At 39.6% G+C, this 12,449-nt stretch carries 9 protein-coding genes; 7 read left to right on the top strand and 2 right to left on the bottom strand.

Annotation, left to right across the window (positions count from 1 at the left end; translation table 11 throughout):
- The first annotated feature begins 163 nt into the window (after positions 1-163).
- Positions 164-1,543, top strand: coding sequence for an FG-GAP repeat domain-containing protein (locus tag PCIT_RS18430; RefSeq protein WP_010365713.1), 1,380 nt, complete (start codon positions 164-166; stop codon positions 1,541-1,543).
- 72 nt (positions 1,544-1,615) lie between these two features.
- Here PCIT_RS18430 and PCIT_RS18425 read toward each other — a convergent pair whose 3' ends face one another.
- Complete coding sequence (locus tag PCIT_RS18425; RefSeq protein ID WP_010365711.1) at positions 1,616-3,061, bottom strand: chitinase; 1,446 nt, start codon at positions 3,059-3,061, stop codon at positions 1,616-1,618.
- A 286-nt stretch (positions 3,062-3,347) separates the two neighbouring features.
- On the opposite strand from PCIT_RS18425, the gene PCIT_RS18420 reads away from it, so the two are divergent.
- The 6 genes from PCIT_RS18420 to PCIT_RS18395 all read left to right on the top strand — a co-directional run bounded on the left by PCIT_RS18420 (position 3,348) and on the right by PCIT_RS18395 (position 9,281).
- Positions 3,348-3,905: a GNAT family N-acetyltransferase gene (locus PCIT_RS18420; protein WP_010365709.1), complete on the top strand. Its 558-nt coding sequence runs from the start codon at positions 3,348-3,350 to the stop codon at positions 3,903-3,905.
- Positions 3,906-3,914: 9 nt separating this feature from the next.
- The gene (locus PCIT_RS18415) at positions 3,915-5,252 is read left to right on the top strand and encodes an NAD(P)/FAD-dependent oxidoreductase (RefSeq protein ID WP_010365708.1); all 1,338 of its coding nucleotides are present in this window, start codon (positions 3,915-3,917) and stop codon (positions 5,250-5,252) included.
- Positions 5,253-5,363: 111 nt separating this feature from the next.
- Complete coding sequence (locus PCIT_RS18410; protein WP_010365706.1) at positions 5,364-5,771, top strand: hypothetical protein; 408 nt, start codon at positions 5,364-5,366, stop codon at positions 5,769-5,771.
- Positions 5,772-6,017: 246 nt separating this feature from the next.
- The gene (locus PCIT_RS18405) at positions 6,018-7,136 is read left to right on the top strand and encodes a sensor histidine kinase (RefSeq protein WP_010365704.1); all 1,119 of its coding nucleotides are present in this window, start codon (positions 6,018-6,020) and stop codon (positions 7,134-7,136) included.
- On the top strand, positions 7,136-7,552 hold the full coding sequence (locus tag PCIT_RS18400; RefSeq protein WP_010365703.1) for a response regulator: 417 nt from the start codon (positions 7,136-7,138) through the stop codon (positions 7,550-7,552). The genes PCIT_RS18405 and PCIT_RS18400 overlap by 1 nt, the downstream gene beginning before the upstream one ends.
- A gap of 7 nt (positions 7,553-7,559) precedes the next feature.
- Entirely contained in the window at positions 7,560-9,281 is a 1,722-nt protein-coding gene (locus tag PCIT_RS18395; protein WP_010365702.1) for a two-component system response regulator, read from the top strand.
- Here PCIT_RS18395 and PCIT_RS18390 read toward each other — a convergent pair.
- Entirely contained in the window at positions 9,265-12,240 is a 2,976-nt protein-coding gene (locus PCIT_RS18390; RefSeq protein ID WP_010365701.1) for a sensor domain-containing protein, read from the bottom strand. The genes PCIT_RS18395 and PCIT_RS18390 overlap by 17 nt on opposite strands.
- Between the last annotated feature and the right edge of the window lie 209 nt (positions 12,241-12,449).

The raw sequence follows: 12,449 nt of genomic DNA, 5'->3' as shown, positions 1-12,449 counted from the left end.
AAACCGACCGTAATTGTAACTTTTTTTAGGATTTACAGCGAGTACTGTTCGGCGTCATTTTCTCGTGCTTGTAACAGTTTCTTACAACAATTGAATTGTTCGTCATTGGTTTTTAATCAATACTCAAACAATAATAATAACAAAGGCTTTACTGGTGAGGATCATGACACGACTTTTATTTACAGCGATATTAATGCTAACAAGCTTTATATCTCTGGCCTCTCAACCTATCGCAATTAAAACTCAAAAGCCGTTAGTCAGTACTCAGTCAGAGATCCTGTACGCTTTTGATAATGAATTAAAGAAACTGGCTATCGTCGACGTAAAACATCAGACCAGCTATGAACTTTCGATGCCTAAAGATGCCATTGGGTTCGATTATGCGACATCGGCCAACCACTCAACACCACAGGCCTGGGTGTTAACCCCTGAAGGAGTGTTTAGTAGTCACAAAAAGCACTACACACCTTTAATTTCAACATCATCGCTCTTTACACATTTAAAAATGAGAAATTTTAATAAAGTAGAATTTGTGCTGGATGCCAATAACGATGGGTTGAGTGATATTATGCTGCCAGGGATCAGCGATGCCACGCTCTATATTCAATCTAAGACGGGGCAATTTACACCCCATACTTTCGCTAAGCAATCAGACCTTTCTGGTTACTTTAAAGGCAACCAGCTAGAAGTTGAAATTGAACTCAATCCAAAACCTCAAGTCATTGACCTAAACCAAGATGGCATGTTGGATTTATTGTTTCATACCCGCTATCAAGCCCAAGTACTTTATGCTACCAAAGAGGGCTATGGTGCAGAACTTACACCATTACAATTACCCGTTAAATTAGGACAGCTTGAAGATGGAGGCAAGCGGCGCATCTATGCACTAAAAGACATCAACAACGATGGGTTTGTTGATTTAATAACACGCCAAGCGCCTCGCACAAAAGGGATGGATGCCATAAAAGTAGAGACCAGTTACGCACTTTACCCAGGCAAGGCGATGGGTCAATTCCACCTAGAAAAATCATTTTTACCAGCCACCAATGGTACCGGTCAGCTCAGATTCGATTATGACTTTGATGGCGACGGAAAAATGGAATTACAGCGGTTTGAAGCCGATTTTGGATTTACCACGATTGCCGCTATGGCTTTAAGTGGTGGAAGTACAGATATTGATATTGACGTCGGGTTTTATAGGCAAAGTAATGAGTATTACCCTGCAGAGCCCACTCTTGAAAGAGAAGTCGAAATGGAGATCAACATGAACGGCAATGATAGAATTATGTCTTTCTTTATTGGTGATGTGAATGGCGATGGTAAACATGACATTGTACTTCGCAACTCTCGTAAAACCTTAAGTATTTACCATGGTCAGGAAGACACATTGCTGAGTAAAAAACGTACCAAAATAAAACATCGCTTACCAAAAAATAGCAACGACATTCTACTGGTTGATATCAATGCCGATGGAAAAGACGATTTTGTATTGAAATTCACTGATGATGAAGGAAATAGTACCGTGCAAACCCTAATAAACTGATCCTATTTATCAGTTTTAATAATAAGCCGATATTGCCCTATCGGCTTATTTTATAATAACAATTATATTTAATTACGGTAAAGCTTTAATAAACTTCCAAGGGCCTGATCCTTGTTTAGGTATATTACCTTGCGTCCACCATTTCGCTTCATAAATGGCGTTTTCATAACTAACCTGATCACCTTTTAAATAAACTTTGGTGCTATTCCAAGCAGCCACTCCACCGACAGGCGGAACATCCACAGGTGGATCAATATGAGGCACTACGCGAACTTCAGGCCAGCTTAGGTGCGAACCATAAAAGTTAGTGACACATTTTTCATAATCACCCGCTTCGAGCGCTGAATATGCGGTTTGATAGCCAACCAATTCACATTCAAAAGAAAAACCACCAGGTCTATCAGCATGATATTTCCAATTTCCGTCCCAGTTGGTAAATAACACGTCAGTTGCACCATCTAAGTTCAAACCACCATAAGGCGTTTGTTGCCAACAGGTATTCTCTTCATCTGCTTCAATTGGGATATTGTAGTAGCTTGATAACCCTTCCCAATAGCGAATGCGATTTACTGGCTGCCCTTTATTCTTATTCTGTTCACCGCACTCTATGCCGCCATTGATAACGTTGATGGTTGTACCAAAACCATAACCAATCCCAGCTGCAGTTTCTCTTTGCGATGGCACCCACGTTCTATCAATAACATGCAACATTGCTGGTTTTGGCGCTTGTGGTGTTAAGAAGAACCAAATAGCCGATGCTAAATTCAACCATGAATCAGCAACAAGGCCTGGGTTATTCAATAATACAGTTGCATCACCATTGAACATCACTTCTGAAAATGCACCATAGTTAAAGTGATATGATAACTGTTTTGCACCTCGGCCAAAGTAACCCTGACCCGCAGCGCATGGCCATCGGCGATTCTGCCAATCGTTTTGACCACACCCTGTTGTGTAACCTGGTTGACCTTCAGACCAGCCCATCTCTCTTACATGTACTAATGCTTGCTGCCATTCCTCTAGTTGCTGAGGATTATCTGAAATATTATCTTTTGCAATGTGACCGCCAGTTTCTTGCGCAAAATGAGCAAACGCAGTGACAATTGATTTTTCACAAATTTTATCAGCATTGCGACCATCGGTATAATCACCACAAAATGCGGGGAATTTACCTATGGCTCTTAAAAAACGCGTATAGGTATATTCGGGTGCGGCCATACCGGTTAAAAAATCCCATTGTGCTTGAGGAAAAACCCGCTCTACACGCTTTACGTTCACAGGATTTGCCGCTGCGTTAGGGACAATGGCCTCAACAATCGAATTGTCTCTTGTCTCTAGCGCCTTCGCCCATACGTCGTACATTGGATCAAGCGTTAGTCTGTTTTCAGCTGCGGTTAACTCAGTTCCTGATACGATGTATCCGGTCGGATTTTGAGGGTCGGGTTGAATGGTCATTGCTGAGGCACTCGTAGCCAGTGCAATATTTACAGCAACCGCCGTTAAGATTAATTTATGCATTTTTATTTCCTTTGTGTCATGTTGTATTGACTTGTACCCGATTCGAGAAAAGCACAAGCAATTTACATTATTAACACAATGACATCGCTGTCAATAAGCCAAAATGATTGAGCTACTTAAAAAATGCTAATGTTGCAGCCTATACAACATGAAATTTCTTTCTAATACATTGATTAATTTAGTAAAATAAAAAAAGGTGAAATTAACCTGTTTATCACAAAAATATTAAAGATTTATTATCAAATTATCGGTATGGTTAAAATATAATGTCTATGGAGATCCATTGATGACGATTACCCCATTAGAGCGTGAACATTATGATTGCGTGGTCACATTAGCCAATTTGGTTCATGGTGAAAATTATTTAGACGCCGCATTGTTAGAGGAAATGCGCGAAAAAGGCACAAAACATGGAATAAATGCTTGCTTTGTGGCGCTTGATGATGAAAACAAGTTACTCGGCTTTAGAACCAGTTATGCCGCACAACAGTGGCCAATTGATAAATGGTGTACTCCAGCACAATGGCCTGTTCTACCCTCTCAAATGGCTTACTTTAAATGTATTGCTATTGAGCCGAACGCACAAGGTCAAGGCATTGGTCCTAAGCTATTACAAGCATCAATTAATGCATTACGACAACAAGGTGCCTTAGCTGGTGTCGCGCATTTATGGCAACAAAGCCCTGGTAATGGTGCAGTTAAGTACTTTACCAAAGCCGGAGGCCAACTTATTAAAATTCATGATGAACGATGGTTAGAAAATTGTATTAATGACGGCTATATTTGCACTATCTGCGGTAATAAATGCCAGTGCCAAGCCGCAGAAATGGCGTTGATGTTCTAGGTTTTACCCATGAAAAAATACTATGACCCTCTCACTCACCCCCATTGCCAAGCTCAGCCATATGCGGCCAGTTATTGGGCGAGTAGCACCACGCTGCCTACCCCCAAACCACCACCAGCCTCATCACAAACTTTTGAAGTAGCCATCATTGGTGGGGGCTTTAGCGGATTACTCACCGCATATTACTTAGCATCTCACTATAATATAGATTGCTGTGTCATTGAGGCCAATCAGGTAGGGTATGGCGCAAGCGCGCGCAATGCGGGTTTTGTATTAAAAGGTTCAGGTCGGCTTAGTTACCCAAAAATTGTCAATAAGTGGGGCATGTCGGTCGCTAAAGGGATATATTCTGAATTCAGTGAATCAGTTGAACGTGTAAGTAACTTAATAACAGAGCACTCAATTGCATGTGACAGCCAAGAAAGGGGCTACTTAAAAGTCGCGCACTCTCTTAATGCAATGCAAAGTCTTAAAGAACAAACCAAACTTTTAACCGAGTTAGGCGATAGTGCGACGCTCTTATCTAAAGAGCATTTAAAAGCACATTTCATGAACCATGCTCAAGCATATGGTGCAATGCGACTGTCTGATGGGTTTGGCATAAATCCACTAAAATTGTTACTCGGGTATAGACAAATAACGCTTAACGCAGGAGTAACGTTATTTGAAAATAGCTTGGTGCGCTCGTCACACTCTACAAGTAACGGACATGAACTTGTTATTAATGATACGTCTATTTCCATTCGTGCAAAAAATATTGTTTTCGCTGGAAATGCCTATAATAACAAAGTAACTCACCCCATTATTAACAATCGCTATATCCCAATAATGAGCAGCATAATGGTGACGCGCCCTCTAAACCAGCTCGAATTAAGCTTAACGGGGCTAAAAACACACCAAGTCACGATGGATACACGTACATTAAAATATTACTATCGTTTGCTCCCTGACAAACGGCTTTTATTTGGTGGAAGGGGCGCTGTGTTTGCGTCTCAACAGCAACATCCAAGGTTCTTGAAAGGCCTGAAACAAGGGCTAACCGATTGCTTTCCTTGCTTGAATGGGATATCACATGACTATTACTGGAGTGGATTTGTTGCGGCGACGTTAGATGATATGCCCCATGTTAATTTTAAAGACAGTATTGGGTATATCTTAGGATATTGCGGCGCAGGTGTAAGCTTTAGCGCACAAGCAGCCTTTAGACTCGCACAGCAAATTTCCGGCCAGTCTCCCCCTAATTTACCTTTATATAATACGTCACTGCCTTATGTTCCCTTTCCAAAATTTAGGCGCTTAGGCCAGCTCGCCTTCTATCAATATGCAACTGTAGCCGACAGGCTATAACTATATTTCACACGGCAATCATTAATATAAATTAAATAAATTGTAACTAAAAAGTACACATGTTCACGTTTTAATACTTGGGAACTCTAATAACATTAAAAGGATATGAATATGAAAACATTAGCACTTGGCTTATTTGCCGTACTTTCAACTGCAAGCGTCGTAGCACAATCAGACATCATCACTCTAAACTCAGCAGTAGATACTGTCAGCTTCGACAAAGCGGAAGTTGAACTATTCGACAAAGATGGTGTTTTTTCAGCAAGCTCAACTACTTACTATGGTCCTAAAGTATGGGTAAATGGTCGCCTTCAATCATTTTTTGTTGGCTCTACCAATGGTAATCAGTTCTGTGAAGAACGTGGCCATAATCAAGAAATTTCAGGTAGCACAATCAAATGCGGTGAAGATGAGTCTTCATATGCGAATTTCGACTGGTATGGCAAAAGCTGGACTTATAAGAGTACTGGCAGCAAAAATCAATGCTATCAGCTTTACGCTACAATAAAGTGCCAATAACAAATATCACATAAATATGGCGGGGTACCCTCGCCATGATTAACCTCTATTTTTTGCCGTCAGTTTCGCTAAACGACCTTGACCCCCCATGCTGACGCTCAGAACAAAAAAGTACAATACAACTCCCAAATAAACACCCAAGATTATCGCTTCTTTATTTTCTATTTTAGTAAAAACCGACTATACCTTAGAGGTGTAAATACTGTTCAAGCGATTTGTAGTCACGGTACTCTAAGGAATTGAGACATGGATAAAAAAAGTCCTTCAGACACAGCTGAGTTTAATATTTCCGCTTATGATCAGGCTGAGTTTAATGATTTACTTTTTGAAAATATGCCCGATTATGCATTCGTCAAAAATGATAGTTTTAAAATAGTTAAAGCAAACTCAGCTTTTCTCTCGATGTATCCCACTAATATCAGAGATAAAGTCATTGGCTACACAACCGTTGAGGACTACCAGCCAAAAGAGGCCGAACTCTTTTTGGCTAGGGATAAAGAAGCGTTCGAGCAAGGATATAGTGAAACTGTAGAAACAATCACATTTCCTGATCACAGAATAAGAACGCTACTCACCCGTAAAAAGCGCTTTGAAGCCATTGATGGACGTACCTATATACTCGGCATAGCGACAGATGTTACCGAACGAGAAGAGTTAATTGAAAAACTGAGAAAGTCTAATGATGATCTTGATCAGTTTGCTTATATGGCCTCTCACGACCTCAAAGCCCCCTTAACTGCTATAGCAAAACTCGTATCATGGATAGATGAAGATCACCGAAGCGAATTACCTGTTGGTGCGATTGAAAACTTTGAACTGATCAAAAGTCGTATCAACCGGATGACACAGTTGCTCAATGACATGCTCACTTACTCTCGCGTAAACCAAACCCCGCATGAAAAAGAAGAGTTTTCTTTCAAAGACCTCGTACTCGAACAATTTGACATGATATGTATAGATAAAGAATTTAACCTATCGTGTTGTGAATTAATCGTGTCATTACAAAAAGATGCAATCGCTATCGTGTTACGCAATTTATTAGCAAATGCCATCAAGCATCACCACCTTGACCACGGGAACATTGACGTAACAATAGAAGAGAAAAAAGGCTTTTACTTAATCAAAGTCACCGATGATGGGCCTGGTATAGACCCTCAGTACAGCTCAAAAATCTTTGAAATGTTTCAGACTCTTAAGCCAAGAGATCAGCAAGAAGGATCTGGGATTGGGCTAGCGATTTGTAAAAAAATTGCAAATCATTACGCTGGGGATATTACATTAATTGACCAACCTAATGGCACCTCATTTTTAGTGACTTGGCCATCTGTACCAACTCAACAGCCTCCATTCAAAAGGATTAAATAATGAACCATGACTTGAATGTATTGCTCGTCGAAGATGATGATATTGATTTTATGAGTATTGTGAGAAGCTTTAAAAAACGCAAAATATTAAACAAGATCACACGAGCAATTGATGGAGTACATGCATTAGAACTACTTCGAGAAGAGACCATAACCAAACCATTTATTGTATTACTCGATTTACAAATGCCGCGTATGAGTGGCCTAGAGTTTTTAGATACTATCCGTAATGATGACATGTTGAATGACATTGTAATATTTGTACTAACCACCTCCGATAATGAACAAGACATTGTTAAGAGCTATAAGAAACATATTGCAGGCTACTTTCTTAAAGACCGCGTGAGCGATCAATTTTTGGATGTGGTCGATGTCTTAGATGGGTATTGGCGCATTCTACAATTGCCTAAAGGTTAGCCGTATTATGAATATACTTTTAATCGACGATGACATTGTAGACAGCAAGTCTATTCAGCGCTCACTCAACTCAACAAACAATAGTGAGTCTCTCACCGTCGTAAATACCGCTGAACAGGCACTTTATCTCATAGAACACGATCATTTTGATATAATATTACTAGACTACATGATGCCAAAAATGAATGGCATTGAAATGCTAGTAGAATTAAAACGTCGCTCTTGGATAAATAAAGTGGCTGTCGTGATGATCAGTAATGAGCACTCCGAATCTATTATTCTAAAAAGTATTGATGCGGGAGCGCAAGATTTTTTACTCAAATCAGAAATTAACGCAAGCCAGTTGAAACGCGCATTAATGCAAGCTAAAAAACGCTTTGAATTAGAGAACAAACTTATTGATAGCTATCAAAAAGTAAAAGAGCTCGCAGAGAATGATCACTTAACAGGCTTATACAATCGATATTATTTTGGCGAAGCACTGCAACGCGCGATCATTGCGAATAGAACTTACAATGCAAACTTGGCAGTTTTACAGTTAGATTTAGATAACTTCAAAAATATTAATGACAGCTTTGGACACGACATTGGCAATGTATTACTTCAAGAAGTTGCGCTGCGATTTAAAAGCGTGCTACAGCAAAATGACCTTGTGGCGCGCATTGGGGGTGATGAATTTGCTTTTATACTCACCTCATTTAATTCTCCGCTATATATAGAACGGCATGCAAATAGGATCCTTACCCTAGTCAATCAACCGGTGATCATTGACAAGCGCTGTATTCACGTCACTGGCAGTATTGGTATTGCTCTGCACCCACTAAATGGCCAAACTGTTGAAGATTTAATGCGTTATGCAGATATAGCCATGTATAGAGCGAAGCAATTAGGGAAAAATAAAGCCTGTCTCTTTGAAGATAATATGGAACAAGATTTTCAGAGAAAATACCGTATTGAGGTAGATTTGCGCCAAGCATGTGAGCATCAAGAATTAGAAATGTATTATCAGCCCATCGTTGATACACAAAGCCGACATGTTGTATCGTGCGAAGCACTGATACGCTGGCCCAAAGCTAAATTGAACACTAATCCACAAGAGTTCATGAATATTGCCGAAGAGTCTCGTCTAATCGATGCCTTAGGTCGCTGGATCATTGATACGTCAATTTATCAACAAACGGTCATAAGTCGAAAGCTAGGTTATACAATTAAAATGGCAATTAACTTATCCCCGCTGCAGTTAAGAGATGTAGACCTCCCAGCTTTCATACAAAGTGCATTAGAGAAATATCAGGCAAAAGGAGAGAATATTGTTTTTGAGCTTACGGAAACGGCTTTACTCGGATCAGATGATGCGGTTCATGACAGTGTAAATGCAATCAAGGCATTAAATTGCCTTATTGCCTTGGATGACTTTGGCACAGGATACTCTTCAATTTCACACCTACTCACTTTTCCAATAGACATAGTTAAACTGGATAAATCATTATTAGATAAAGTACACGTACTACCAAGGTACTATCATATTCTAAAAGGCCTCAGCAGTATGCTACATCAACTGAGAATTTCTGTTGTAGCGGAAGGCGTTGAGTCTGCACAACAGGTTGCAATATGTTCAGAACTCGACATCGAGCGTATACAAGGCTATTACTTTGCAAAACCCACATCTAAATGTAATTTATTTATGCTTATTCAAGAACTAACTGGCCTAACTACTGATTTGAACTAACCAGCATAACATCCTGTGGTGTATCAATAAGTACATTGAGCTGCTCAATATTTACCGTTTTATAAAAGTAATTTCCAAGTAAATGGTCACACCCCATAGCTTCTAATAAAGTTGCTTGGTATGACGTTGAGACTGTCACAGCGCAACACGTAAGATTCAGGCTTTTCGCCAACTTAACTAATGAATAAGTCAATGTTTCATTGTGCTGTTCAGTTTCCATTTGCGATGTTAACCCCTCCCCCAGAGTCACGGAATCTAACGGCAGTAAATTTAAAAAGTCCAAAGAGATACTATGTACACCAAATTCACTCACATCTAGACGTAGGCCAAGTGCTTTTAGTCTGCTCACCGCATCAATAACCGTCTTGCTGCCATGGCATAATACAGACTCTTGAAAGCTCAATACCAATTTACTCGGATTTACATTTAAATCTTTGATACTGGATTTGAGGCCATGATAAAATTCATCACTGAGAATCTGCTCGTCATTTATACGAACAATAATATCCCTAACACCATGCGTAGCTACCTCAGATAAAACATGGTTTAACCCTAAAAACCACAAATCGTTTATTTGAGAAAACAGGCTTTGTTGTCGAGCCAAGACGAAAACATCTAACCCTTTATGTTCAGGCAGCCATCTGCCTTGGTCAAAATCAACAACAATACCTTGAATACTATGATCAACAGCTCTAATTAAAGGTGTCATAACGAACATATCTTCACTTCTTTTGTGATTTTCGTTAATTAACCCCTGTAACTGCACATGGCTCAATGAGCTTTGCATTGCGGACTGGCTATAAAAGCTCAAGCGGTTTCTGCCATGAGATTTAGCTTGGTACATGGCTTCATCTGCACGTTTAAGTAAAGTATCTGGCTCAAGACCATCTTCAGGAAAAACACATACCCCGATACTAATAGACACAGACACACTTTGTTTGTTTACAACAATAGGTTCACTAATCGCCCTATTTAATTTTTCATAAATTTGGGAAACCGCCTGTCTATCGGTAACGCCATGCAATAATAATAAAAACTCATCTCCTCCAAGCCTCGCAGCAGTATCACTGGATCTCAAAATAGTATTTAACTTTTTGCCTAAAGTTTGTAAAACAACATCGCCACAATCATGCCCGAACGAATCATTGATATGCTTAAAATTATCGACATCAACAAAAGCAACGGCAAATGTTTGCGGAACTCGAGAGTGTTTGCTACATGCTTGATACAGACGATCCAGTGCTAATGTTCTATTGGGTAATCCAGTCAATGCATCATGCTGCGCTAGATATGCCATTCGATCATTACTGGCAACTAACTCAGTCACGTCTTGAAATACCATAACGACACCTTGAAGCTCTCCTTTGGAAGTTACAATAGGTGTTGTTTTATCTTGAATGCTGTATTGCACACCAGACTTGCTAACAAGTATTGCATCTTGTTCAAAGGTATACATTTCCCTGCTATCGAGTACTTGCCTTATAGGGCACGGTAGACGCGTAGAATCATGCCTATCAATTAAGTGAATATAATGCTCTGCTGGTTTATTCAAAGCCTCTCCCGCGCGAACACCTAATAGACTTTCCGCGATTGGATTAACAAAACGCGTCAATCCATTCACATCGGTAGCAACAACCCCATCGCCAATTGACATAAGCGTTGTTTCTAGTAACTCACGTTCTTGTGCCAACCTTTTAGTTAATGTGATCTCAGTTGTTACGTCTTTTATGACAGCTAAAGAGTTAAAGTACTTACCACCACGCAGCGATTCAGGCTCCATAACACTAGTTAGTTCTACATCAATAATATGCCCATCATAGTGATGCATCTGATAACGGATCCGCTCGACTTTACCCAACTTAAAAAATTCAGGTAAAACATAATTAGTCGCATAATCTCGAGAAGCAGGCGTAAGGAAATCTATTGCTCGGCGACCTAACACAGCCTCTCTTGGATACCCTAACAAGCTCAACCACTGTTCACTTACTGCATTAATGACCCCCTTATTATCAATTGATAACATTGCAACAGGGGTATAATCGTACATACGCTGAATTGTTTCATTTGCCGATGTGAATTTGTTATGAGCTAATTTATATTTATTTATTGTGATCGCAAGTAAGATCGGTGTTAGATAAGTGATGAGCATAGGCAAAAGGAAAAACAGTTCTGAATTTTTGCCAGGCAGTAGTGTGATTATGCCAAGAGAAACAAATAACACACTTATTATACTGTTTAATAAAATATTTAGTGCAACACCTAAAAATGGCATAAACAATGTTGACAATACCAATGCGAGCGACGTATAGGCATAGGGGTACGGCATGTATATTAGCGCACAGACGTTAACCACAGCCGTTATCATTATAAAGACGAGTGCTCCTGGCATCTTGAAATCATGCTTCACCCAATCTGATTGCTTACTGATATAGAGGTAATAACCAATAGGAAAAACCGATATAGCTCCAACAATACTACTCAAAAATGTACCAACAAATACCTCAAGTAGCGCATTAGTTGAGAAAGTAATATCGAGTAATGCTTTAGCAATACCCCCAAGTAATGCAGGCAATAATAAAACATTAAATAACACCACAGTAAAATCAAATACACTTTGGTGACTTGGTTTTTTCGATGTAACTTGTTTCATTAAAACAGCCACAACTATGGCCTCGAAGACATTCACAATAGAGGAAGTCACAAGATGTGATGACAGTGGAAATACACTCAGATAAAGCAGTAAGTTAGTGCCTAAGATGGCTGCGCATTGTTTACCCCAATGAAGATAGCTTTGCTGCGATAACAACAACCCAAACACCATACTCGCATACCAAATATCAAGTCCATGTGCACGAGTAGACAAATAAAGAGAAAGCCCACCTAATAAACTATATATAATAACTGAAGTGAGGATTGGGAAACGATACGTCCATTGTTTTATCACTGCTTTACTATTCACATTCTGCCGCTCCGTGCTGTTGTGACTAAATATAACATGTTCAGTATGCCCTTGAATAGTTCACACTTAATAACTAGTTTGTGGTTACTAGGCTAGTTCAAAGCTCGACTGCCAGCAAGCTAAATCTTTATGATATCAATCACTTCTTTCTTCAGTATATGTGCATATTCGCCAAATGTACTTGCTTCCTTTCTATTTTCTTTGCTACT

Origin of the sequence: Pseudoalteromonas citrea (assembly GCF_000238375.3) — a bacterium.
GTDB classification, from domain to species: domain Bacteria; phylum Pseudomonadota; class Gammaproteobacteria; order Enterobacterales; family Alteromonadaceae; genus Pseudoalteromonas; species Pseudoalteromonas citrea.
Note: the sequence above shows the minus strand (reverse complement) of the source record. Positions and strands in the feature narration are given on the sequence as shown.